This is a genomic window from Rhodanobacter sp. FDAARGOS 1247 (assembly GCF_016889805.1).
GTDB lineage: Bacteria > Pseudomonadota > Gammaproteobacteria > Xanthomonadales > Rhodanobacteraceae > Rhodanobacter.
In genome coordinates, this window is the sequence record NZ_CP069535.1 from 765,887 (window position 1) to 790,715 (window position 24,829).

Sequence of the window (24,829 nt, forward strand, 5' to 3'; positions counted from 1 at the left end):
TTGCTCAAAGAGATCGCCAACAGATCATGCGGTTATGCGCGCAGATTTCTAATGGGCTCAAGGTTGGCATATTTGCTGGCGCACATTCCCAATATGCTTGTCGGCGTGGCAATTGTCTTGGGCTTCGCGCACTTAGTGTCACCCGAGGAATACGGGGTATTTTCAGTTGGGTTTGCTTTCATAAATATTGCAGGAGCCATTTTTTACGGATGGCTTCAGATGGCGCTTGTCAGGCTGGGAGGCGGGGCAGCTGGGCAGCTTGGCCCCAAAGCATTTACGGTATTCCTAGCCTTGCTTGCCCCAGTCATTCCGTGTCTGATCCTAGGGCTTACTTTAGACTGGTTAAACGTTCTAGATTATGGGGCTGCTGCGGCTCTTGCCGCAAGCGCCTATAGTGGGGCTAGCGCGGCATCGCAGTTAGCTCGTGGACTTAATAGCCCGAAGATGTACGGATTAATAGGATCCTTGCGGTTCATACTAATACTGGTGTGTGCCTACGGACTAGTCCATTTCAACGCGAGCGCTAACTCTCTCCTGATTGCCATTGCCATTGGATCATCGGCTTCAATTGCTGCGGGCCTATTCTATATGCCGAAGGCGCTTCGCGAAAACAGTGCCCGGAGTGCCCTAGCGGAATCGAAAGCTTCCATCTCGCTTCCGAGATTAATCAGTTACGGATTACCTGCTTCGCTTTCATTAATTGCCATGATGCTGATGTTAAATGGTGACCGATTTATTCTAAAAATGATGTTTGACGCTAAAGTCGTCGCGTTGTACAGCTCACAGTCCGGCATCGCAAGACAAATGATCTACCCCTTTATCGGAGCACTCAGCATTTCCGTCGTGCCGAGTGGGGTGAAGGCGCTGAACGAGCATGGGTTGAACGCCGCTATGAACTTCGTCGTGAAGGAAAGCAGAGCAATTTTATTCGTGGTGGCGCCGCTAGTTGTCGTTGTGATGGCTTTTGGCGCCAACATTGCGCGTGCTATTTTACCCGTAGGCTATCGCGAGGGAGCCGAATGGATTATGCCGATGTCTGCCTTTAGTGCGTTACTAATGGGCTGCAGACTCGTTCGATATGATCCCGCCTTTCATCTCCAGCTTCGCTCTCGCGAGATCGGCAAGTGTGCGCTTGCTTCACTTGTAGCTTGGTTGGTTCTACTTCCCCTCTTAACGAAGTTATACGGGCCTATTGGCGCCGCTATAGCCGGAGTTATTGCGGGAGCCGTCGCCCTAATGTTTGCTGAGTGGGAGCTCGGCGCTACTGCCTCCGTCAAGAACATGTTTCCGTGGAAGTTTATGGTTGGAATCGTCGCTGCTGCCTTGATCTTGGCGACCGTCAAGCAGATCTACCTGCAAATGGAAGGCGTTGCGTTGATAACGTTTCTAGCTATTTTACTTTTTGCTCTTATCGCTTTTTGCTACTCACTGCGTAAGCGGCTCAAAAAAGATGTCATTTAAACCATTGGGTTTACACATAACAGCGGACTTTCCCGGTCCGTATTCGCCTGCCCTTGTTACTAGGGCAGTAAGTGATCTATTGGCCGAAACGAGTGGGGAGGTCGATCACCTGGTTTTTGTGCCAAGACGGAGAAGGAGCTTTGGGCGGAGGCGCTCAATATTGGTGGATAATGAGATGCATAGCTCGGTATTCGATCCAATTGGTCCGATAATGCCGGGAAAGAATTATCTGCAAGAGGTGGGGGGGCTGCTTGACACTCTCATGTGCAGCAGAAAGCCATCTTTTGTGCACTCTCATAAATTGAGCTACGAGTCGCTAATTGGATCTAGGATTGCGGCCGCGTTAGAGATTCCCCATATAGTTACCATAAGGGGTAGTTCGGACACTAATCCGGTTTATTATTGGCCGTGGACTAAAGGGGTTTATAGGAAAGTACTCGATACGAGCGCAGTTAACTTATGGGGATCGATGTGGGCACAGTCGCCAATAACGACGCGCACAGGATATCGCGTTAGAGAGAAAGATATTCCATTTCCAAACGCGATTCCGCATGAGATGTGGAAACGCGTGAAAAGCGATGGTGTTGGGCAGACTGGTGCCCTGGTATGTGTTTGTAGACTTGATGACTATAAGCAGAAAGGGATCTTGGAGTTGCTTGACGGGCTGGCGCTTGCGATTAGGAGCAATGGTCAACTCACCCTTGACTTGATAGGCCCAGCCTGTGCCGTCGTGGAAAGTCGCATTAGGATATTTATAGAGGAGCGTGGCCTGAAAGGTAGAGTTCGTCTACTTGGGTCTGTGCCTAGGAATGATATATGCGCTATTTTAACGCGCTATGAAGGCTTGGTCATGATTTCCACGTCAGAGAGCTTTGGCTTGGTGTTTGCTGAGGCAATATTGGCTGGAATCCCGGTGATATATTTGGCCGGGAGTGGGATAGATGGACACGCTTTCGCAAAGTTCTCGGGTATTAGATGTTTGGGGAGGGATAGGGGGTCAGTAGCAGATGCGATTGGTAAATTTTTTGATCGGAAGGAAGAATTGCGAGCCAATCTCGCTGAGGCGAGAGAAAATGGCGGCTTAGATTCACTTACGTCAAAAGGTCAATCTCGTAACTATATTAGTATTATTAATAATTTGGTATCGAGGTAGCCGATGCGTTTGGATAGGAAGGTTGCTTATTTTGCCTACATGGTGGCTATCCGCCATACCCCTGATGCTTGGCGCCCATACGCCATATTCTTCCCACGCCTCCGTAGTTGGCTTGTGCGGCGATTCATCGAACGTGCCGGTCATGATCTGCGCGTTAAGTCTAACGCAGACATTTCACCTAATATCAAGGTCGGAAGTCGCAGCGAATTAGGGCGCAACGCAATTATTTATGGTGGAGTGACAATCGGTGACGATGTGCTCATGGGACCAAATGTGCAGATTATTACCCGCGGCCATAACACATCGGATATCCTTCGTCCCATTAATTTGCAGGGAAGCTCATTCAAACCCGTCACCATAGAAGACGACGTATGGATTGGCTGTAACGTAGTTATTCTTCCCGGGGTCACCGTCGGGAGGGGCTCCGTACTTGCTGCTGGATCGGTAGTTACAAAGGACGTGCCAAGCATGAGCATAATGGGGGGAGTGCCGGCTCGCATGATCGGTAAGCGGGGAGGTGCGCTTGAATAGGGCGAACGTAGCGACACTATCTGTCGCATGCGTGGTTTCCATTGGTAGCATCGACTATTCACAGTTCGGCGCGGGCGTCGCACTCAATTTTTCTCTCAAGGCGATCGCTGCGCTCATTCCTCTAACCTTGTTCACTTTAAGCTATCTGCTTGACCGTGAGCGAGTTAAGTTCGGCAGGAGCACCGGCCCGTACCTACTTGCGGCATTGTTGTCGTTAGGAGGCTTTTCGATTATTTGGAGCGTTGACAGAACTGAGACTTTTATTGCGATCCTTTCCTGGGGTGTTACTTTTGCGTCTACTTATCTGTTGCTGGGCTTGTCGTTGCGCAACGCAGCAAGTGCTCTAGTGATCCCAATTGGGGTTCTTTGCACCCTTAGTCTTGTTTATGCGCTCATCTCTCCAGGGGCATTCATGTTCACAGATGGGGTGATGAGACTAAGGGGGGTAGTCTATGGTCCGCACGGTCTGGCGGAGCCTTCCGTCCTTTGTTTATGCATATTATGCTCGGGCCTCCTCCCCTGGCGACGAGCGGTGCTGGTGGCACTTTTTGTTGTTGTGTCTATATGTCTATATCTTACGTATAGTAGGCAGTCATTTATTGCGGCAATTGGCGCGATTGCTTTGGTTGTCCTTTTTAGGTCCCGGGGAGGAGCTCGGGCCGGCTTCGTATATATTGCCACCGGAGCGTTGGTCTTTGGTCTAATCGCTCTATCTCTTTCAAATATGGATGTCTTAGCCTCTATTTCCCGTGGAGGGGGAGATGATGTTGGCAGTCTTACGGGGCGTACCTACATTTGGGCGGCAGCGATAACATTGATCAGTCAAGAACCTTGGTTGGGTTATGGATTTGGGGCCGGGGGGAAGGTAATTGAGGCGGGCTATAGTGGGGGAATTTCCGGTTGGACGACTCAAAGCGCCCACAATTCAATGCTCCAAGCGGGGCTAGATTTGGGATGGATTGGTATATTTTTTGTGGCAATGCTGCTAATTGGCTTCGTTCGTAACGCATTTCGGCAGGATAGGCAATTTTCTGTGCCTCTAATGACGGCGATCCTAGTTATGTCATCTGTTGAACGCGGCTTTTATGAGACAGGTGGATTCATGCCGGCGGTATTTTTGTTTATCTTGTTGAGGAGGCGTACGCACCAAGCCAGCATCAATGGAGGATAGGCTCCGAGTCCACCTCGCTTGATGGATATCATCCCAATCCGTCGACGTCCCCCCAGTTTTGAGTAGCACCTCGGTTTGGAGTCCAATCCCCCATCAGAAGGAGATTGGACGTGAAGAAACGCTTTTCCGAAGAACAGATCATCGGCTTCCTTCGTGAGGCGGAGGCTGGCTTGCCGGTGAAGGCGCTGTGCCGTCAGCACGGCTTCAGCGAGGCCTCGTACTACCTGTGGCGCAGCAAGTTCGGCGGGATGAGTGTGCCCGACGCCAAACGGCTGAAAGAGCTGGAGACGGAGAACGGTCGGCTGAAGAAGCTGCTGGCCGAGCAGGTGCTTGAGAACGAGGTCATCAAGGACGCCCTGCGAAAAAAGTGGTGAGCGCACCGGCTCGGCGCGAGCTGGTGCGGCAGATGGTCGAGAAGGGATTGAGCGAGCGACGTGCGCTGGCGGTCGTCGTCATGAGCGCCAGCGCGTATCGCTATCCGACACGCCCGGATCGCAACGGGGACCTCCGGCAACGGATCGTGGCCCTGGCGCAGCGGTACAAGCGCTATGGCGTGGGGATGATCCATCTGAAGCTGCGGCAAGCGGGGCTGCTGGTGAAGAACTACAAGCGCGTGGAACGGCTGTATCAGGAAGCGAAGCTGCAGGTGCGGCGGCGCAAGCGGAAGAAGGTGCCCGTTGCCGAGCGGCAACCGTTGGCTCGGCCGAAGGCAGCCAATGAGGTCTGGTCTATGGACTTTGTGTTTGATCGCACCGCTGAGGGACGCGTCATCAAGTGCCTGACGATGGTCGATGACGCCACCCACGAGGCGGTTGTCATCGAGGTCGAGCGGGCGATCTCCGGCCTGGGCGTGACGCGGGTGATGGATCGCCTGGCGCTCAGTCGTGGCTTGCCCAAGGTGATCCGCAGCGACAACGGCAAGGAGTTCTGCGGCAAGGCGATGGTGACCTGGGCCCACGAGCGTGGTGTGCAGCTGCGCCTGATCGAACCGGGCAAGCCAAACCAGAATGCGTACATCGAATCGTTCAACGGCCGGTTGCGCGACGAATGCCTCAACGAGCACTGGTTTCCCAGCCTGCTGCACGCACGCGCCGAGATCGAACGCTGGCGGCGGGAATACAACGAGGAGCGACCGAAGAAGGCGCTGGGCGGGCTGACACCTGCCGCCTATGCGAAGCAGCTACAGTGAACCCGGACTCTAAACCGTCCCGCTACTCAAAGCGGGGGGACGTCGCAGTTACAGTGAACCCGGACACTAAACCGTCCCGCTACTCAAAGCGGGGGGACGTCGCCGTCACGCTTTCATTGGTCCGAGCTGTCTAGCGTGTACCGTTCTGCGGAATAGCTCATTATCGAAACTATTCGGTTCTCCCTATTCGTGTGGATGATGGTCGCGTCGTGCTCCGCTAAGGCGCATGTGTCGCTAGGATATTTGGCGATGGAGCACATTAGGTAGCTGATGGCGATCAGGTGTTGGTCGGTGCCGTCATATCTAATTAGTCGTTGAAGAGGCATTCATAATCATCTCGACGGCGCACGTGGCATGGGGCCGAGGAAAATGTCTTTTAATGTGCTTTTGTCAGCGGGTAAATAATCCATAGAAAATGGAATTTTTTCATATTTGATATAAATCAGTAACCAAGCAAATCTTTCGCCAGAGAATCGATCGACGGGAGCAAGATTCTGCTTGAAACCAGTCAATTTCTCGATCTCCGTGGGGTCAAGTGACGATTTGAGAGTAAAGTTGACTAGACGAACTATGCCGTAGTGACACCTTGGAAAGGTCTCGATACCATGCCGCATTCCAATGGCCGCCAATTGAACTAATGGCGCGACGGCGTAGAGATGATAGGCAAGAGCCTTCTGGCCCCTGCTTATCTCGAGGGGCAAACTTCCATTCTCCGATACCTGACACACCCCCGTGCTGTACGCCTCCATTCCTGAGCGGAATAGACTTCTATCGTCAGTTAGCTCACCAACTAACGCCATGGCAAGACCGTTCCAGTACTGAATATTATTTCGCGTCATATTGCTGTTGCGAAGAGAATTTATATTTTTTTGCAGCGTCAAGGCGATGGCTCTTAACCAAGAGTCAATTACTGCCTGATCCGCTGCGGTTACCTCGGGGCGGATTGCCTTATACGAAAAAGCGATGGAGCTCAAATAGTGCCCGATATTGAACTGCGCACTACGTGTGGTCAGCTTGGTGAGCGCGCCTGCGCGCGCCCAAGTAGCTAAAGCTTCGCCAGCACAGGCTCCCCTGAAGGCATTTGATCGCGGATCCGTGTAATAAAGTTCGGCGTCGGCGCCTATAATTTTTACGAAGCTCCAGACATTGCGCATCGTATCGGCGTAGATGAGTCTCGACCTCTCGTCGACTTTTGACTGAGTTTTATCGTCTGATCTATAAATACTCGTCGTTGCCAATGATATGTCTGGATGCGGAACCGCCTCGCACCGTGGATTGGGCTCGATTTTGGTCGAATTTGGCTTGTGCTCCACCGCCATGACTGTGGTGGAGAACGCCACGGCGATCGTGGTGATGATTTTTAGGGCCAAGCGATCTTTTTTACAGACCATTTTAATTCCCTGAGCTCGGGAGAAATCCAGTGTGCGGGCGAACGTGATCAAATTATCGGCATGTTACGGAGTTAAGCGCGTCGAGAGCGGATGAATTTCGCGGCGACTCTATCAAGAATTGCTGACAACAGGAGCTTTGCAAACTTTAAATTGCTAAACAGGTAGCGCCTCCACATTCGTCTAGGCTCTTGCATAGTCCGGAATAGCCATTCCAAGCCCGCCTTTTGCATCCACGGCGGTGCTCTTCTGGTCAGTCCTGCGTAGACATCAAAGCTTCCCCCGACGCCCATGGCGAAGCTAACACCCAGTCTGCTCTTCCATTTATTAATAAAGTTCTCTTTGAGTGGCGACGTCATGGCGACGAACAGCATCTTGGCACCAGATGATGCGATTAACTCGACAACACCTTCTTCATTCGTTTCAAAGTACCCATGATGGTGGCCGACGATTTCTATTCCCGAAAACTCCATTGTTGCACGACGTTTAACTTCATCAACGACGTTTTGCCTGGCGCCCAGCAAAAATACTGGTATGTTCTCAACTGATGCTTCTCGAAGTAGATTGTAGAAGAGATCGATCCCGGCGACTCTTTCCGGGATGGCCATTCCCAGCAGCCTTCCTGCCAATACGATCCCTGCGCCATCGATGTTTATCAAATCGCATGAATTTACAGATTCACGGAGACTCGCGTCATTTTTCATGGCGACTACTTTCGCAACATTGATTACGGAATGTTGTATAAATTTTCCTTCGGATATGCTTTCAATTATATATTTTATCGTTTTCTCCATCGTGATTGCGTGTGCTTTCGCGCCAAGGATAAAAACCTCGTGATTGTTAAGGTTATGTGCGCCGCTCTCTAGCATGTTTTGTTCAGTCATTTGATGGTTCCGAAATGTTTGATTCGTCCTGGCGATTCAGTCGATAGTTCTTCTTTTCGATGTAATTCTGGCATCGGGTTTGGTTCGTCGGGGTTCGATTGAATGGCTGCTGGCATTTGGCGTTTGGGTCGGATGAGACGAGAAGAGGACATGATGTTCCTTTCGCCAAATAGTTGCTGGTATGGCGCTTGCTCACGTGGCGAGATAGGGATTGTAGCGACAGGACGGTGGCCTTGGCCCCGTTTCACAGATATCCCGTTAAGCGGTTTATTGCTGCCCCACCGAGGTCTGCGCGCCAGAGCGGCACGTAAGTACAAAGGATCGACGAACTCTAATCGCGCGCTGCCGGTGAGGAAAAACTTGCTGCAGCAACCGGTCGCCGCGCCACGTCCCAGTAAGGTCTGGGTCGGCGACATCACAAACTACGGCGCCGGGGAAGGCTAGCCGTATCTGACTGTCTTCCTTGGCCTGTATTCGCGCAAAGTGGTGGGTTGGGCAAAGAGCGAACGCATGCCCGCTTCGCTGTTGTGCGACACGCTGCGCATGACCTTGTTCCAGCGCAAGATGCCGCGGGGCGTCGCGCCGACCGCGGCAACCAGTACAGCTGGCACGAGTAGCTCGGGCTGCTGGGCGAACGCGGACTTAGCATGAGTTACCGAGGTAACTGCTAAGAGCGCGAAGCCTGCCCTCGTGGTACAACCGGTCACCCGCCCCACTTTTTTGTGCGGCGCATCAGCATAAAAATGTGACGAACTCAGGAGCAAACCACTAGCTTGATCGTGAGAATTGATGCTGACCGTCTATCAGGACGGCATCCACAGGGGGATGCAGCGATGCTCATGTTCATTTTTGGACTGTCTCTAGGCGCCTGTATTGGTGCACTCTCGTTGGCAATTTGCCGGTCTTCCGGTGAAAGTGAATCGACGTAGAGGTCCTTTTGATGACGTAGAGGTCTCTTTGATCTTGCCCCCGAATGTCGGACACTTGATCAAGCAGCATTGGTCAGTTCGAACTGCAGTGGGCTACTGAGGTAGCCCAGCGACGAGTGGAGCCGGGTTCGATTGTAGTCAACGGCGATGTATTCGAGCACGCGGGCGGGGCCCATGCCCTTGTGTGGCGCAACGCTTACCGTGGGTCGCCTCAGCCTTCAGGCCGTGGTTCCAGCTTTCCATCGCCGCGTTGCGGACTTCTCTGTTTAGGGGCTACCTGGCTCTTTCTGAAAAGCGTCGGATGTGATGATTCAGAGGAACTCCGCGAGCTTTAGCCATTCTCGGCGAGGAGCGTTGCGATCTCCTCGGTGTGCCTGAGCATCAGCCTTAAATCCCCACGCGACTCCACGTTGAGTCGCAGCAGCGGTTCGGTGTTGGAGCTGCGCAGGTTGAAGCGCCATGGGCCGAAGTCGGCGCTGATGCCGTCGGTGTGGTCGAGGGCGGGCGACTGGCTGGCGTAGTGGCTCATCACCCGTTCGGTGGCCGCGCGTGCGTCGGCGACCTTGAAGTTGATTTCGCCGCTGCAGGGGAAGGCGCGCATGCGGTCTTCCACCAGTTCGGCCAGTGACAGCCCGCGGCTGCTGACCAGTTCGGCGATCAGCAGCCAGGGGATCATGCCGGAGTCGCAGTAGGCGAAGTCGCGGAAGTAGTGGTGGGCGCTCATCTCGCCGCCGTAGATGGCGTTCTCGGCGCGCATGCGCTCCTTGATGAAGGCGTGGCCGGTCTTGCTGAGCACGGGGACACCGCCGGCCTGCTGCACCATCTCGATGGTGTTCCAGGTGAGTCGCGGGTCGTGGATGATCTTCCCGCCGGGATGGCGCGCCAGCAGGGCGGTGGCCAGCAGGCCGACCAAGTAGTAGCCCTCGATGAAGCGGCCGTCGGCGTCGAAGAAGAAGCAGCGGTCGAAGTCGCCATCCCAGGCCACGCCGAAGTCGGCGCCATGGGCGCGCACCGCGTCGGCGGTGGCGGCGCGGCATTCGGGCAGCAGCGGGTTGGGGATGCCGTTGGGGAAATGGCCGTCCGGCTCGTGCTGGATGCGGATGAACTCAAACGGCAGGTGCGGCGCGAGCTGGTCCACGATCAGGCCGGCGCCGCCGTTGCCGGCGTTGACCACGATCTTCAGCGGCTTCAGCCGGTCGCGCTGGATGTAGCCGAGCAGGTGCTGGATATAGGCGGACTTGTCGGTCATCGCCTGCGGCGTGGCGACGCCGGCGGGAATGGTTTCCCGGTGGCTGGCGGCGAAATCGCGGATCGCGAACAGGCCGCTGTCGCCGCTGATCGGCCGCGAGCCTTCGCGCACCAGCTTCATGCCGTTGTAGTCCATCGGATTGTGGCTGGCGGTGACCATCACGCCGCCGGCGGCGCCCAGGTGCATGGTCTGGAAGTAGACCTCTTCGGTGCCGCCCATGCCGATGTCGAGCACCTCGCGCCCGGCCGCGTGGAAACCGTCGGCCAGCGCCGCCTGCAACGCCGGGCTGCTCAGGCGCACGTCGCGCCCCAGCACCACCGGGCCCGGTCCCAGCTGTGCGGCCATGGCCAGGCCGATGCGGCGCGCCAGTTCTTCGTCCAGCTCGTCAGGCACGCGGCCGCGGATGTCGTAGGCCTTGAAGCAGGGGAGTAAGGTCACAAGTGGCTCGCTGATGATGCTCAAACGCGTATTGTATCCATGGTTGTGCTTCTTCCCGATATCGAGGAAGGAACACCTGTCGGGTCGACATCGGTCATGGCCGGCCCGCAGCGGCGGGCAGCCGGCTTCGAACACGGCGCAAGGCGCGGTCGGAGGCGTGGATGCCAGCGTCGTCACCCAAGTCGAAGAGGAATGCCCGGAGCACAACAGCCATTCAAGGGTGGTGTGCGTCGACATGGGCGAGCGTCCCCGCAAGCATGTTTCCATGCCTTGCGTGGCAAGAGCTGGCATATACCCTGGTCAAACCGTCATAACTCGACAGCGGTGTTGCCATTAGTATGGTCGGGGTGATCACCGGAAACGACATGACGGACATCGATACTCTTGCCCCAGCTTCGCATCTGAAGCGTCTGGAGGCGGAAAGCATTCACATCCTGCGCGAGGTGGCGGCGGAATTCGGCAACCCGGTGCTGTTGTATTCCATCGGCAAGGATTCTTCCGTGCTGTTGCATCTGCTGCAGAAGGCGTTTTACCCAGCCCCTCCGCCAATCCCGCTGTTGCATGTGGATACCACCTGGAAATTCCGCGAGATGATCGCCTTCCGCGACCGCCGGGCGGTGGAGACCGGTTGCCGACTGCTGGTGCATGTCAACCAGGAGGGCGTGGACCAGGGTGTCGGGCCGTTCTCGCACGGCGCCACCGTGCATACCGACATCATGAAGACGCAGGCGCTGAAGCAGGCGCTGGACAAGTACAAGTTCGATGCCGCCATCGGCGGGGCACGGCGCGACGAGGAGAAGTCGCGTGCCAAGGAGCGGGTGTTCTCGTTCCGCAACGCGCAGCATCGCTGGGACCCGAAGAGCCAGCGCCCGGAACTTTGGAATCTGTACAACGCACGCATCCACAAGGGTGAGAGTGTGCGTGCCTTTCCGCTCTCCAACTGGACCGAGCTGGATATCTGGTTGTACATCTATCGCGAGAAGATCGAAGTGCCTTCGCTGTACCTGGCCGCCAAACGGCCGGTGGTGGAGCGCGACGGCGCGTTGATCATGGTCGATGACGAACGCATGCCCTTGTTGCCGGGCGAGGTGCCGGAGATGCGCAAGGTGCGCTTCCGCACACTGGGTTGCTACCCGTTGACCGGCGCGATCGAATCCGATGCGGACACGCTGCCGGCGGTGATCCAGGAGATGCTGGTGGCGCGTACCTCCGAACGCCAGGGCCGGGTGATCGACCACGACCCGTCCGCGTCGATGGAGAAGAAGAAGCAAGAGGGTTATTTCTGATGGGCGCGGTGGACTTGGTTTTCGGTCGTGGTGTTCGGGCTGTTTCGGGTTACGTGAAATCAAAAGCTTTACCCCCTCCCAACCTCCCCCTGCGAGCAGGGGGAGGAGCAAAGCGAGAAGCCGCCGCTTGTCTCCCTCTCCAGCGAGCAAGGGCAGGGCGCAGCGTGGCCGCCTGTCTCCCTCCCCTGCGAGCAAGGGCAAGGCGCAGCGCGGCCGCTTGTCTCCCTCCCCTGCTTGCAGGGGAGGGTTGGGGAGGGGTTGCTCTTCGCCCAAACACTCCCGCCCACCCGGAACCCATCGCATGAACCGCGCGGACGCCGGCGCCAGCATCGACGCCTACCTGCAGCAGCACGAGAGCAAGAGCCTGCTGCGCCTGATCACCTGCGGCAGCGTGGACGATGGCAAGAGCACGCTGCTGGGGCGTCTGCTGTATGACACCAAACTGCTGTTCGACGACCAGCTGGCCACGCTGGAGGGCGACAGCCTGCGCCATGGCACGCAGAATGGCGAGCTGGATTTCGCCCTGCTGGTCGACGGACTGTCGGCCGAGCGCGAGCAGGGCATCACCATCGATGTCGCCTACCGTTTCTTCAGTACCGATCGGCGCAAGTTCATCGTCGCCGACTGCCCCGGGCACGAGCAGTACACGCGCAACATGGCAACCGGCGCTTCCACGGCGGAATTGGCGGTGGTGCTGGTCGATGCGCGCAAGGGACTGCTGACGCAGACCCGTCGGCACACTTACATCTGCGGCCTGCTGGGCATTCGTCATGTGCTGCTGGCGGTGAACAAGATGGACCTGGTCGACTATGCCGAGGACGTGTTCCGGCCGATCGAGGCAGCCTACCGCGAGCTGGCCGGGCAGATGGGCATCGACCAGGTTACCGCGATACCGCTGTCGGCATTGCGCGGCGAGAACATCAGCAGCCGGTCGACGCTGATCGACTGGTACACCGGGCCGTGTCTGCTGGAGCAGCTTGAAACCGTGCAGATCGCCCACGCGGCCAGCGACCTCGGCTTCCGCATGCCGGTGCAGTGGGTGTGCCGCCCGGATCAGGGCTTCCGTGGTTACGCTGGCCAGGTGGCTGCGGGCACGTTGTCGCGTGGCGACGAGGTGGTGGTGCTGCCGGCTGGGGTGCGTTCGCATGTTGCGCGTATCGTGACCGCCGATGGCGATCTGCAGCGGGCGCGTACCGGCGATACGGTCACCTTGACGCTGGCCGACGAGCGCGACATCAGTCGTGGCGACATCATCGCCGCCGCGACGAAGCCGCCGCAGGTCGCCGACCAGTTCGCCGCCAACCTGCTCTGGATGGACGAGAGCCCGCTGCTGCCGGGGCGGCCGTACGGGCTGAAGATCGGCACGCGCACGGTCACCGCGCAGATCACCGAGATCAAGCACAAGGTCGACGTCAACACGCAGGAACGGCAGGCGGCCAAACGGCTGCTGCTCAACGAAGTGGCCTACTGCAATATCAGCCTCGACCAGCCGATCGCCTTCGAGCCGTATGAGCGCTGCCACGAGCTGGGCGGCTTCATCCTGATCGATCGCCAGAGCAACGCCACTGTGGCGGCGGGCACGCTGGCGTTCGCGCTGCGTCGAGCCAGCAACATCCATTGGCAACACCTGGATGTTGACCGGGCCGCGCGTGCGTCGATCAAGGGCCAGACGCCTGCCTGCCTGTGGTTTACCGGCCTTTCCGGTTCCGGCAAATCGACCATCGCCAACCTTGTCGAAAAACGCCTGCATGCGATGGGTTACCACACCTACATGCTGGACGGCGACAACGTGCGCCATGGCCTCAATCGCGATCTCGGTTTCACCGACGAGGACCGCGTCGAGAACATCCGTCGCGTGGCCGAGGTCGCCCGCCTGATGACCGACGCGGGCTTGATCGTGCTGGTGTCCTTCATCAGCCCGTTCCGCAGCGAGCGGCGCATGGCACGCGCATTGTTCGACGTTGGCGAATTCCGCGAGGTCTTCGTCGACACGCCGCTGGCAATCTGCGAACAGCGCGACGCCAAGGGCCTGTATGCCAAGGCCCGGGCCGGAGACATCAAGAACTTCACCGGCATCGACTCCCCGTATGAGCCGCCGGAAGCTCCGGAACTGCACCTGCAGACCACCACCGCCAGCGCGGAAGCCCTGGCTCAACGTGTCGTCGACAGCCTGCTGATCTGACCATTCGGGGGAGGGTATCGCCCGTCCCCCGAGGCAGATACTTTCGCAAAAATGGCGAACACCGCGCTCCCTGCAGAGCTGCAGGCAGGGCGCACCGGCACCGCGCCGATCAACGGAACAGCAGGTTGATCGCCACCAGCGTGACCACCAGCACCACCAGGGTCAGCGGCACGCCCACGCGCAGGAAGTCTTTGCCTTTGTAGCCGCCGGGGCCGGTGACCATCATCAGGGCCGGGTGGCCGGAGCTGAGCAGGAAGGTGTTGGAGGAGGATACGGCGACGATCAGCGCATAGGCCGACGGGTTGCCGCCGGTGGCGACGGCGACGCTGATGGCGATGGGCACCATCATCACGGTGGCGCCCACGTTGGACATCACCTGCGAGAACAGCAGGGTGAGCACGGCCAGGCACAGCTGCAGCACCCACGGCGATGCGCTGCCCAGGTGATCCAGCACCACCTGGGCGATCCACGCGGCGGTGCCGGTGGCGTCCATCGACCAGCCCAGCGGGATCAGGCAGGCGGTGACGAAGATGGTCTTCCAGTTGATCGCCTTGTAGCCCTCGTCCATGTTCAGCACGCCGGTGAGCAGCATGCCGATCGCGCCGGTCATCATCGCCACCGACAGGTCGAGGTTGGTGAACAGGGCCAGGCACTTGGCCAGCAGGAAGAAGCCCACCGCCTGCCAGATCTTGCCGGGGCGCTGCTGTTCCTTGGGGATGTCGGTGACCACGACCAGGTCGCGGTCTTCGGCGGCCAGCGACAGGTCGCGCCAGTTGCTGTGCAGCACCACGGTGTCGCCGGCGCGCAGGCTGACGCCACGCACGTCCTCGCGCAGCACCTTGTCGCCGCGGGTCACCGCCAGCACGGAAATGCCGAAGCGCTTGCGCAGGCGCAGCTCGCCCACGGTGTGCTTGATGAAGCGCGACACCGGCGGAATCACCACTTCGGAAATGCCGGCGCGGCTCGGGTTGAACAGCTCGCCCAGCTGGCGCATGCGGGTGGACAGGCGACACAGCTGGTTGTTGGCGAACTGGTTGAGTTGCTCGCGCGGGCCGAGCACGCCCAGCACCGAGCCGACCCAGATCACGTGGTCGGCCGGCGGCGCCATGCGCGCGTCGTTGCCGCTCTTGATCGCCAGGATCAGCGGCGCCTCGTACAGCTGTTCCGCCTCGCCGATGCTCATGCCGACCAGCGGGCTCTCGGCGGTGACGGTGAGCTCGGCGGTCTCGCCGACGATGCCGTAGGTTTCGGCGAAGTAGCTTTCGGTGCGCCCGGGCGTCACCTTCAGCCGTTCGTCCTCGTGCCCCGGCAGCAGCTTGCGGCCGAAGAAATAGAAATAGGCGATGCCGACCACGGCCAGCGCCAGGCCCACCGGGGTCACGCTGAACAGGCCGAACTTCGGGATCGTGTGCGCGCCCGGCGGCAGGTTCACGTTGGCGCTGGCGATCAGGTCGTTCAGCACGATCAGCGGCGAGTTCGCGATCAGCGTGGTGTTGGTGGCGGTGAGGATGCAGAACGCCATCGGCAGCAGCAGCCGCGAAATCGGCACGCCGGTGCGCGCGGCGAGCCGGCTGCTGACCGGGATCATCAGGGCGGCCAGCGCCTGGCTGGGAATCACCGCGCTGAACAGGCTGGCGACCATGTTGATCACCATGCCCAGCCGCGACTCCGCCCCGCGCGCCATGCGCATCACGAAATTGGCGGTGAGCTGCAGCACGCCGGCGCGGTCCAGTCCCTCGCCCATGATCATGATCGCGATGATCGCGATCACCGCGTTGCCGGCGAAGCCGTTGAACACGCGATCGGATGGAATCAGCCCGGTCAGGCCGATCACCACCACCACCAGCAGCGCCACCATGTCGGCGCGAATCCACTCCAGCACCAGCATCAGCATGGTGAAACCCACCAGCCCGAGCACCAGGATCATTTCGGGGGTGAGCGAGAGCGCCATCAGCTGACGTCCCTGCGGCGCAGCGGCTTGCGGTGGATACGGCGGGGCAGTGGAAACTTCACGCTGCTGTCGATTCGTCCCTGGGCGGATGTCCGTGAGTATAAGCGGGGTGGTGCGATTGCTGGTGAACCTGAGGCCAAGAGCTTGACCCAAGAGCTTGACCCCAAGAGCTTGACCCCACCCCAGCCCTCCCCTGCGAGCAGGGGAGGGAGCACAGCGCTTTGCTCCTCCCCCTGCTTGCAGGGGGAGGTTGGGAGGGGGTTACGCTTTTCCCCCACCCAGCGAAAGGACTCGCCATGCACATCAAGTGGATCCGTGCCCGCCGCCTGCGCAACGAAGGGACCGATGCCGAGCGGCGTCTGTGGCAACACCTGCGGCATCGCCAGCTGGCCGGCCACAAGTTCCGGCGGCAGTATCCGTTGGCCGGGTACATCGTGGACTTCATCTGCGTGCCGGCGCGGCTGGTGGTCGAGCTGGATGGCGGGCAGCACCTGGACGCAGTCGAGTACGACCGGCGGCGCACGGAAATCCTCGAGCGTGAGGGCTATTGCGTGTTGCGCTTCTGGAACGACGAGGTGCTGCTGCGCACGGAGGATGTGGTGGGGGAGATTTTTCGGGTGCTTGAGGAGAGGTCAAGAGCGTGACCCCACCCCAGCCCTCCCCTACGTTGTAGGGGAGGGAGCAGTCCGGCGAGCTCGCAGCTTTTCTCCCTCCCCTGCGAAGTAGGGGAGGGTTGGGGTGGGGTTCGCTCTTGCTCAGACTTTCCGGTAAAGCAGATCCCAAACCCCATGCCCCAGCTTCAGCCCGCGCCGTTCGAAGTGGGTTTCGATGCGCCACTCGGGCTTCTCGGCGTACTGCCCGGTGCCGAGCTGGTTGCGCCAGGCGGGCGCGGCTTCCATCACTTCGAGCATGTGTTCGGCGTAGGGCTGCCAGTCGGTGGCCAGGTGCAGCAGGCCGTCCGGTGCCATGCGCGAGGCGAGCAGGGCGACGAATTCGGGCTGGATCAGGCGGCGCTTGTTGTGGCGCTTCTTGTGCCACGGGTCGGGAAACCAGATGCGCGCCTCGGCCAGCGTGCCCGGCGCGATCTCGTGTTCCAGCACTTCCACCGCGTCGTGTTTGTAGATGCGCACATTGCTGGCGTCGCGGGCGGCCAGTGCGTTCATCAGCCGGCCCACGCCGGGGCCGTGCACTTCGACGCCGAGGAAGTCGCGGGCCTGGTCGTGCTCGCTGGCCCAGGCCAGCGCCTCGCCGTTGCCGAAGCCGATCTCCAGCACCAGCGACGCGCTGCGGCCGAAGCTGGCGGCGAAGTCGTGCGGCGTGCCGCGGTAGTCGATGCCGAAGCGCGACCACAAGGTGTCGAAGGCGCGCTGCTGCGCGGGCGTCATGCGGCCCTCGCGCAGCACGAAGCTGCGGATGCGGCGCATGTAATCGGGTGTGGGGGAGTCGGTGGGCTCGGACATCCGCCTATTGTAGGGCTTGTGCCGGCGTCGGCTGATGCGCCGCCTCGGTGCAAAGTCAAAAGCGGACCCCACCCCAGCCCTCCCCTGCGAGCAGGGGAGGGAGCCAGGCGTGAGGCTGCGCGCTCTGTTCTCTCCTACGAAGCAGGGGGAGCCGAGCCTGAGGCTGTGCGTTCCACTCCCTCCCCTGCGAGCAGGGGAGGGTCGGGGTGGGGTTCGCTCTTGCTCCTAGTGCCGCCGATCTCCCCGATCCAGTCGCTCGGCGCCCTTTCTCGGTGATGGCCGCGACGTGTTCTGCTGCGGCCTGGGTGCTTCGACTCGCGGTGCCGGGCGTTGCGGCGGCTGGTAGCGGGGCGGCGGTGGCGCGCTGGGACGGGGTTGCGGTCGCGGCGCTTCGCGCATGGGCTCGCGCTGCACGGGTTCGGGGCGCTGGAAGCGTGGCTGCGGGCGTTCGAAGCGGCGTGGCTCGGGCTCGCTGCGTGCGGGCGTGGTGACGGGCGTCTGCGGTGTCACCCGCTGGAATTGCGCGCGATCATGCGGCACCACGCGCGCGTCGTCGCGGCGGGTCGGTGGCATCGGGCGTGGCGCGCGATCGTTGACCGAGGGCGCGGGCGGGCTCGGAGCGATGTAGCTCACCCCCGGGCGCTGCATGCTTTCGCGGCGCTCGGCGCCGTAGTTGCCGCGCGGATGCGCGAAGCGGGCCGAGCGCAGTTCACTGTCGTTGCGCGCGTTGTTTGCATGCTCATCGCGCGCGGCCGGCGTGATGCGGGGAACGACCGGCAATTGCGCCGTTGCGGGCGCGGCGCGACGCACGTTGCCGCCGCCGCGATCGGCCATCGGTGGGCGTCGTCCCGGGCCCTGGCTGCCCAGCACGCGCACCCTTCCGCTGGAGGTGTCGCCCGTTAGCTTGCCGTGGTTCGGCACGGGGGCGTCGTGGATGTTCGGCGGCGCGCGACGGGCGACCACCTCGCGGGTGAAGCCGGCGGCGGGGAGGTTGCGCACGTGGGTGGTGCGCGGCCCGTGGTCGGCGCGGTCGGTGGGGCGCACGCCGGCGATGTCGCGCGTGCGCAACGACGTGTCGGTGAGCTTGCGCGGATCGACATGCAGGCGATTGCCCTTCACGCGATGGCCGCCGGCGAAGCTGTCGCCGGACACCGCGGTGAAACCGCGGGGCGCGCCGCGATGATGGTCACCCCGAGCGAAGTCGCCGCGACGGTAGCGGTTGTAGTGGTCGTCGACGTCACGCCGCGGATCGTGTCCGCCGCGCACGCGGATGTTGTGCACGTTGACGCGGGTGTAATAGCGGCGGCCGCAGCGATACCACGGGTTGTAGATTTCGCCCGGGCCCAGCGGGAACCAGCCCACCGGCGCGCCGCCGATGCCCACCGACCAGCCACCGCCACCGACGAAGGCGACCAGTGCCGGCGCGTAGATCGCACGCACGCCGCGCGGGCCGGGAATCCAGCCCCAGCCGCGCTGGGTGTAGGCCCAGCGACCGTAGTGGTATGGCGCGTAACCCCAGGGCGCGTCGTCGATCCAGGTCCAGCCCCAGGGCGCGATGTACGCCCAGTGGCCATTGCGGTACGGCGCCCAGTCCGAACCGACGTTGCGCGGATACCACACGGCGCCGTATTCGCTGCTGTCCTGCCAGGCGCCGTACTGGTCCAGGTCCTGGTAGCCGACCACGTCGTCGGAGACGTACTGGCTGCTGTCGGATTGTGCGTAGCGACGATCGCGCTCGCTGGCCCAGCGATCGAAGGCGTCGCCGCCGGCGATGTCGCTGATCGTCACCATGGCCAGGCTGGCGTCGGTGAAGCGGTAGCTGCGGCCGGGATTGATCGAGCGCTGGGCGTTGTTTTCGCCGAACACGGTGGCGGCGCCATCCAGCGCCGCGATGCGCGTGCTGCCGTCGCCCGGATCGACGTCGACGCGGAACGTGCCGGGTTGGTCCACCACCAAGGCCACCGCGGGAGTGTCGATCTCGTAGCTTTCGCCGTCGCCGAGCCGGCGCACGGTGAGGCTCAGGCTGCCCTGGGTCAGCTCGATCTGCGCCAGCTGGTCGTTGAGGTCGAGCAGGCCGAGGTCGGACTGGCCGTCGATGCGCAGGGTGCCGCCGTCGAACTCCAGCTCGGCGCGCGTGCCCGCCGCACTGGAGAGCTTGTCGCCGGTGGTCAGCGGGCGGTTGACGTTGGCGTCGCTCCAGTCCTTCGCGCCGGAAGGCAGGAAGCCCAGGTCGCCGCCGACATACGACAGGCGCGCCACCCGGGTCGGCGGATCGGCGCTGTCATCGGCGTCGGATGGGGCATCGGATTGCGCCTGCGCCAATCCGGCGACCAGGCACAGCAGCAACACCGCCAGCACGCGCCGGTAGCGGCGCCATGAAACAGGGGACTCGGCAAACCTGGACATGCGGCTCTCCTTGGCAAGTGCAGATGAGGCGGGAGCAGGGCGGGGTTTCGTCATGGGATCGTGAACGCGCAGTGTCGACCAAACGATGACCCCACGCCGAGTATGCGCAGGCGATTGTTCAGCACCCGTTGGGTGCGCCGCTCCTGGCCATTGCTCCCTCACCTGCTCGCAGGGGAGGGCCGGGGTGGGGTCGCTCCTGACGCCGCCTTCCAACCACGCGAATCCCGGGTTACCATCCGCCGGCCAAGTGCGGGTGTAGCTCAATGGTAGAGCTGTAGCTTCCCAAGCTACTGACGAGGGTTCGATTCCCTTCACCCGCTCCACTCCCCGCTGCATCGATCCCCGAGCTTCCCACAACCCACATGGCGGATCTGATTACCTTGGGCTGGCGGGAGCGGCTGGCGTTGCCGCAATTGGGCATTCCCCTGCTCAAGGCCAAGCTCGATACCGGGGCGCGCAGCAGTTCGCTGCACGTGGACACCCTCGAAACCTTCCAGCGCGATGGCGATACCTGGCTGCGCTTCAGCCTGCACGTGGGCCGGCGCTCGCCGCTGGCGATCCGTTGCGAAGCGCCTGCGCTGGATCGGCGCACGGTCACCGATACCGGCGGCCGCCGCACTGAGCGGTGGTTCATTCGCACTGCGGTAGAACTGGCCGGGCAGCGATTCGAGATCGACGTCAATCTCACCGATCGCCGGCATATGCTGTTTCCGATGTTGCTGGGTCGCAGTGCGCTGAGCGGGCGCGTTGCGGTGGACCCGGCGCTTTCCTATACCCAGCCGCGGCCGTCGACCACGACCGCGCCATCCCGATGACGGCCTGCCCATGAAAATTGCGATCCTGTCGCGCAATACCCGACTGTATTCGACCAAGCGCCTGGTCGAGGCCGCGCGCGTGCGCGGGCACGTGGTGCGGGTGTTCGATCCGCTGCGCTGCTACGTGCGCATCGCGCCGGGTGCGTCGTCGATCCGCTTCAAGGGCAAGGAGGTGCGCGACATCGATGCGGTGATCCCGCGCATCGGCACCTCCAGCACGTTCTACGGCACCGCCGTGCTGCGCCAGCTGGAGATGATGGGCGTGTACACGCCGAACCCGTCCGACGCGGTGCTGCGGGCGCGCGACAAGCTGCGCTGCCTGCAGATCCTGGCCGCCCAGGGCATCGACATGCCGGTGACCGTGTTCGGCGACAACCCCGACGACACCGAGGACGTGCTGGCCCTGCTCGGCGATCCGCCGCACGTGATCAAGTTGAACGAGGGCAGCCAGGGCACCGGCGTGGTGCTGGCCGAGAAGCGCGCGGCTTCGCAGAGCGTGATCGAGGCGTTCCGCGGCCTGTATGCCAATTTTCTGGTGCAGGAGTTCGTGGCCGAGGCCAAGGGCAGCGACCTGCGCTGCTTCGTGGTCGGCAACCAGGTGGTCGCGGCGATGCAGCGCGATTCCAGCCCGGGCGAGTTCCGCGCCAACCTGCACCGCGGCGGCAGCGCGAAGGCGGCCACGCTGAGCGCCGACGAGGAGCGCATCGCGGTGGCGGCGGCCGGCGCGCTGGGCCTGGGCGTGGCCGGCGTCGACCTGCTGCGTTCGAACCGCGGCCCGCTGCTGCTGGAGGTCAACGCATCGCCTGGCCTGGAGGGCATCGAGGCCGCGACCGGCGTGGATGTGGCGGCGGCGATCATGGCCTTGCTGGAAACGCAGGCCGCCGGAAAGCAGGGCGAAAGCCGTGTCCGCCGGCGCCCCGCGAAGGCCTGAGGGCCGCCGTCGGTGCCCCGCCAGGATGTGAATTGACGCGGTGTTAACTCGCTCATAACCCGTCGCCCCCTATAAAGCTCCCACTGTTTTTTGCGACACCGCGACCCACACGGCGCGGCGCCGGCAGACGATGGTATCGGGGCAGTAACTTGGGCCCAGGTGGGCGACGGCGAGTCGCGCATCTGGGCTTTTTCTTGCCCGCACGAGTGCCACGCGAACGCGCGTTCAGGTTTCTTTCGCTGCCGCCGCGCTGCGTTCATCCAAGATTGTTAAGCTGGCAGCCCCAGCCGGCCCGTGAGCCGGCTGCGCAGGAGTGACACATGCGCGTACTGGTGATCGAAGACAACAGCGATATCGCGACCAACATCGGCGATTATCTGGAAGACCGGGGCAACGTGGTCGATTTCGCGGGTGACGGCGTGACCGGCCTGCACCTGGCCGTGGTGCACGATTTCGACGTGATCGTGCTGGATCTCACGCTGCCCGGCATGGACGGCCTGGAGGTCGCCCGCAAGTTGCGCCACGAGGCGCACAAGCAGACGCCGATCCTGATGCTGACCGCGCGCGACGCGCTGGAGCAGAAGCTGACCGGTTTTGAGTCCGGCGCCGACGACTACATGACCAAGCCGTTCGCGCTGCAGGAGCTGGCCGCGCGACTGGAAGTGCTGGCACGCCGGGGCAAGGGCCCGCAGAGCCGCGTGCTGAAAGTGGCCGACCTCACCTTCAACCTCGACACGCTGACGGTGAACCGCGAAGGCAAGTCGATCCAGTTGAACCCGATCGGCCTGAAGCTGCTGCAGGCGCTGATGGAAGCCAGTCCCTCGGTGGTCACCCGGCAGGATCTGGAACAGAAGGTGTGGGGCGAGGAACTACCCGACAGCGATTCGCTGCGCGTGCATATCCACGGTCTGCGCGCCGCGATCGACAAACCCTTCGAGAAGCCGCTGATCCACACGCGGCACGGCATTGGCTATCGGATGGTCGAGCCGGATGCAGTCCAGGCGTAAGCTTCGTTTTCGGCTGGTCGTCTCCTTCACGCTGTTCGGCTTCGGCCTCAGCGCGTTGTTTGCGTTCGCCGCGTTGAACATCCGTTCGCGGGTGGAAGACCAGCTGGTCAACGCCAGCCTGCTGGACGACGCCAAGTACGCGAACCATTACGCGCAGGAACACCCGGAGGCGCCGGGGCCGGGGTCGCAGCTGATCACGGGCATGACCAAGAGCGACCGCACCTTGTACAAGGCGCCGCTGGCCTGGCAGAACCTGGCCGACACCAATGGCGTGCACGACATCATCGAGCAGGGCGAGGATGGCAACCAGCGGCACTACAAGCTGGCGGTGTATCGCGAGAACCACATCATCAGCTTCGTCCGCTACGACGTCACGCGCGAGGAGCTGGGCAAGCAGCAGCTGCTGATCAGCGTGATCGGCGCGGTATTCCTGTTCGGCCTGCTTTCACTGGTGCTGGGCTTGTGGCTCTCGCGCAAGGTGTTGAAGCCGGTTACCGAACTGGCCAATCGCCTGCGCGACTTTCGCAAAGTCGGCAAGGCCGAGCCGCTGGCGCCGCATTTCGCCGACGACGAGGTCGGCGAGCTGGCGCATGCGCTGGACGAGTATTCGGCGCGGCTCACGGCGATGGTCGAGCGCGACCGCGAATTCAATTCCGACGTCAGCCACGAACTGCGCACGCCGCTGGCGGTGATCGCCAGTACCACCGAATTGCTGCAGGGCTCGCCTGATCTCACCGAAAAGCTGAGCGAGCGACTGAAGCGGATCGAGCGCGCCTCGCGCCAGGCCACCGAGCTGATCGAGGCCTTGCTGCTGCTGTCACGCGCCGAGCGGCGTGGTCCGACCCGGGGCGAAACCACCGAGGTCGGCAAGGTCGCCGCCGACGTGATCGAGAGCCAGCGTCCCCAGGTGCGCGGCAAGCCGCTCACCGTCGAGCTGCGGACCGAACAGCAGGTCAGCGTGAATGCCCCGGCCTCCGTGCTGTCGGTGGCGCTGACCAACCTGATCGGCAACGCGATCAAGTACACGCTCGAAGGCAGCGTGCAGGTGGTGGTGGGCAACGGCAGCATCGAAGTGATCGACACCGGCCCGGGCATCAAGCCCGAAGATGCCGAGCGCCTGTTCCAGCGCGGCGTGCGCGGCGAAGGTGCCGGCGGCAGCGGTGCCGGACTGGGCCTGGCCATCGTGCGCCGCCTGTGCGAACTGTATGGCTGGAATGTGTCGATGCGGCCCCGCAGCGATGCCAACGGGGCGATCGCCTGCATCAGGTTCGGCTGAATTCCTGTTTCCAGAGAGACAAAAGCGACCCCACCCCAACCCTCCCCTGCGTTGCAGGGGAGGGAGTCAGGCGGCGTTGCTCCTCCCCTGCGTGCAGGGGAGGGAGCTGGGCGGCGTTGCTCCTCCCCCTGCGGGCAGGGGGAGGTTGGGAGGGGGGCGCTCTTGACTCAGACCTGCTCCAGCCAGCCCCACTTGTCATGGGTGCGGCCGTCGAACAGGCCGAAGAACAGTTCCTGCAGGCGGCGGGTGACGCGGCCGGCGGTGCCGTTGCCGATCTGCTTGCCGTCGACCGAGCGGATCGGGGTGACTTCGGCGGCGGTGCCGCACATCAGGATCTCGTCGGCGAGGTAAAGGTATTCGCGCGGCAGGTCGCGTTCGACCACTTCGATGCCGTCTTCGCGGGCCAGCGTCTTCAGCGTGTCGCGGGTGATGCCGGTGAGGATCGAGGCGCTGGCCGGGGTGGTGTGCAGCACGCCGTCGAAGACCAGGAACAGGTTCTCGCCGGCGCCTTCGCTGAGCAGGCCGCTGGAAGCCAGCGCGATGCCTTCACCGAAGCCGAGGCGGCGCGCTTCGCGCGCGATCAGCTGGCCGGAAAGGTAGTTGCCGCCGGCCTTGGCGCCGGCCGGGATGGTGTTCGGCGCGAAGCGCTGCCAGCTGGACACGCAGGCGGTGATGCCGTTCTCCAGGGCCTCCGGCCCCAGGTACGGGCCCATCGGCCACGCCGCTACGGCGACGTCGATCGGGGTTTCCGCGGACAGGCCGAAGCCGCCCAGGCCGCGGTACGCAACCGGGCGCAGGTAGGACGCGCCCAGGCCGTTCTTCTTGATCACCGCGCGGCAGGCCGCGGCCAGTTCGTCGGCCGTGTACGGCAGCGCCATGTCGTAGATCTTGGCCGACTGGTACAGCCGGTTGATGTGGTCGGTCAGGCGGAAGATCGCGGCGCCGTCGGGGGTGGCGTAGCTGCGGATGCCTTCGAACACCGACGAACCGTAATGCAGGGCGTGGGACATCACGTGGGTGGTCGCTTCGGCCCACGGCTTGATCTCACCGTTCTGCCAGATCCACTCGGGGTACTGCTGGGCCATGTCGATTCTCCAATGGGGACCGCCCATGATAACTGCT

General features: G+C 61.8%; 19 protein-coding genes and 1 tRNA gene. 13 read left to right on the top strand and 7 right to left on the bottom strand.

All coding sequences use genetic code 11. From position 1 onward, the window contains the following. The 5 genes from I6J77_RS03340 to I6J77_RS03360 all read left to right on the top strand — a co-directional run bounded on the left by I6J77_RS03340 (nucleotide 1) and on the right by I6J77_RS03360 (nucleotide 5,505). Entirely contained in the window at nucleotides 1-1,461 is a 1,461-nt protein-coding gene (locus I6J77_RS03340) for a hypothetical protein (protein WP_204110561.1), read from the top strand. Between the two features lie 556 nt (nucleotides 1,462-2,017). Beyond that, nucleotides 2,018-2,614, top strand: a complete 597-nt coding sequence (locus I6J77_RS17920; protein ID WP_369334535.1) for a glycosyltransferase — start codon at nucleotides 2,018-2,020, stop codon at nucleotides 2,612-2,614. A gap of 39 nt (nucleotides 2,615-2,653) precedes the next feature. Further along, the gene (locus I6J77_RS17925) at nucleotides 2,654-3,145 is read left to right on the top strand and encodes a DapH/DapD/GlmU-related protein (protein WP_369334536.1); all 492 of its coding nucleotides are present in this window, start codon (nucleotides 2,654-2,656) and stop codon (nucleotides 3,143-3,145) included. Beyond that, nucleotides 3,138-4,316 (top strand): O-antigen ligase, encoded by a 1,179-nt coding sequence (locus I6J77_RS03355; RefSeq protein WP_204110564.1) that lies wholly within the window; start codon nucleotides 3,138-3,140, stop codon nucleotides 4,314-4,316. The genes I6J77_RS17925 and I6J77_RS03355 overlap by 8 nt, the downstream gene beginning before the upstream one ends. Nucleotides 4,317-4,408: 92 nt before the next feature. After that, a protein-coding gene (locus I6J77_RS03360; protein WP_204111386.1) for an IS3 family transposase occupies nucleotides 4,409-5,505 on the top strand; the annotation gives its coding sequence in 2 pieces (ribosomal slippage) (nucleotides 4,409-4,685 and nucleotides 4,685-5,505; 1,098 coding nt in all). A gap of 332 nt (nucleotides 5,506-5,837) precedes the next feature. Here I6J77_RS03360 and I6J77_RS03365 read toward each other — a convergent pair. From I6J77_RS03365 to I6J77_RS03375, 3 genes are all read right to left on the bottom strand, one after another. Beyond that, nucleotides 5,838-6,947, bottom strand: coding sequence for an alginate lyase family protein (locus tag I6J77_RS03365; protein ID WP_204110565.1), 1,110 nt, complete (start codon nucleotides 6,945-6,947; stop codon nucleotides 5,838-5,840). A 20-nt stretch (nucleotides 6,948-6,967) separates the two neighbouring features. Further along, the gene (locus tag I6J77_RS03370; RefSeq protein ID WP_239309178.1) at nucleotides 6,968-7,777 is read right to left on the bottom strand and encodes a WecB/TagA/CpsF family glycosyltransferase; all 810 of its coding nucleotides are present in this window, start codon (nucleotides 7,775-7,777) and stop codon (nucleotides 6,968-6,970) included. A 1,260-nt stretch (nucleotides 7,778-9,037) separates the two neighbouring features. Next, nucleotides 9,038-10,393: a phosphomannomutase gene (locus I6J77_RS03375; protein ID WP_204110566.1), complete on the bottom strand. Its 1,356-nt coding sequence runs from the start codon at nucleotides 10,391-10,393 to the stop codon at nucleotides 9,038-9,040. Nucleotides 10,394-10,758: 365 nt separating this feature from the next. Between I6J77_RS03375 and cysD the strand changes: the two genes are divergently transcribed. Both cysD and cysN read left to right on the top strand, forming a co-directional pair. Next, on the top strand, nucleotides 10,759-11,679 hold the full coding sequence (gene cysD / locus I6J77_RS03380) for a sulfate adenylyltransferase subunit CysD (RefSeq protein WP_204110567.1): 921 nt from the start codon (nucleotides 10,759-10,761) through the stop codon (nucleotides 11,677-11,679). Nucleotides 11,680-11,980: 301 nt separating this feature from the next. Then, complete coding sequence (gene cysN / locus I6J77_RS03385; RefSeq protein WP_204110568.1) at nucleotides 11,981-13,861, top strand: sulfate adenylyltransferase subunit CysN; 1,881 nt, start codon at nucleotides 11,981-11,983, stop codon at nucleotides 13,859-13,861. A 109-nt stretch (nucleotides 13,862-13,970) separates the two neighbouring features. Here cysN and I6J77_RS03390 read toward each other — a convergent pair whose 3' ends face one another. Next, on the bottom strand, nucleotides 13,971-15,812 hold the full coding sequence (locus I6J77_RS03390; RefSeq protein ID WP_204110569.1) for an SLC13 family permease: 1,842 nt from the start codon (nucleotides 15,810-15,812) through the stop codon (nucleotides 13,971-13,973). Between the two features lie 296 nt (nucleotides 15,813-16,108). Between I6J77_RS03390 and I6J77_RS03395 the strand changes: the two genes are divergently transcribed. Continuing rightward, entirely contained in the window at nucleotides 16,109-16,456 is a 348-nt protein-coding gene (locus I6J77_RS03395; RefSeq protein WP_204110570.1) for a DUF559 domain-containing protein, read from the top strand. A 111-nt stretch (nucleotides 16,457-16,567) separates the two neighbouring features. Here the strand turns inward: I6J77_RS03395 and trmB are convergent, their stop codons facing one another. Further along, nucleotides 16,568-17,272 (bottom strand): tRNA (guanosine(46)-N7)-methyltransferase TrmB, encoded by a 705-nt coding sequence (trmB, locus tag I6J77_RS03400; protein ID WP_204110571.1) that lies wholly within the window; start codon nucleotides 17,270-17,272, stop codon nucleotides 16,568-16,570. A gap of 225 nt (nucleotides 17,273-17,497) precedes the next feature. Next, nucleotides 17,498-19,678 (bottom strand): DUF6600 domain-containing protein, encoded by a 2,181-nt coding sequence (locus I6J77_RS03405; protein WP_204110572.1) that lies wholly within the window; start codon nucleotides 19,676-19,678, stop codon nucleotides 17,498-17,500. 249 nt (nucleotides 19,679-19,927) lie between these two features. On the opposite strand from I6J77_RS03405, the gene I6J77_RS03410 reads away from it, so the two are divergent. The 5 genes from I6J77_RS03410 to I6J77_RS03430 all read left to right on the top strand — a co-directional run bounded on the left by I6J77_RS03410 (nucleotide 19,928) and on the right by I6J77_RS03430 (nucleotide 23,707). Beyond that, nucleotides 19,928-20,001 (top strand) — tRNA-Gly (locus I6J77_RS03410). Between the two features lie 39 nt (nucleotides 20,002-20,040). Next, nucleotides 20,041-20,493, top strand: coding sequence for a RimK/LysX family protein (locus I6J77_RS03415; RefSeq protein ID WP_204110573.1), 453 nt, complete (start codon nucleotides 20,041-20,043; stop codon nucleotides 20,491-20,493). A 10-nt stretch (nucleotides 20,494-20,503) separates the two neighbouring features. Then, nucleotides 20,504-21,424: a 30S ribosomal protein S6--L-glutamate ligase gene (rimK, locus tag I6J77_RS03420; protein WP_204110574.1), complete on the top strand. Its 921-nt coding sequence runs from the start codon at nucleotides 20,504-20,506 to the stop codon at nucleotides 21,422-21,424. A 320-nt stretch (nucleotides 21,425-21,744) separates the two neighbouring features. Then, entirely contained in the window at nucleotides 21,745-22,431 is a 687-nt protein-coding gene (locus I6J77_RS03425; protein WP_007809337.1) for a response regulator transcription factor, read from the top strand. After that, nucleotides 22,415-23,707: a HAMP domain-containing sensor histidine kinase gene (locus I6J77_RS03430; protein WP_056763875.1), complete on the top strand. Its 1,293-nt coding sequence runs from the start codon at nucleotides 22,415-22,417 to the stop codon at nucleotides 23,705-23,707. Before I6J77_RS03425 ends, I6J77_RS03430 begins: the two co-directional genes overlap by 17 nt. Nucleotides 23,708-23,874: 167 nt before the next feature. Here I6J77_RS03430 and I6J77_RS03435 read toward each other — a convergent pair whose 3' ends face one another. Further along, nucleotides 23,875-24,792 (bottom strand): branched-chain amino acid transaminase, encoded by a 918-nt coding sequence (locus I6J77_RS03435; RefSeq protein ID WP_056763877.1) that lies wholly within the window; start codon nucleotides 24,790-24,792, stop codon nucleotides 23,875-23,877. Nucleotides 24,793-24,829: the final 37 nt, after the last annotated feature.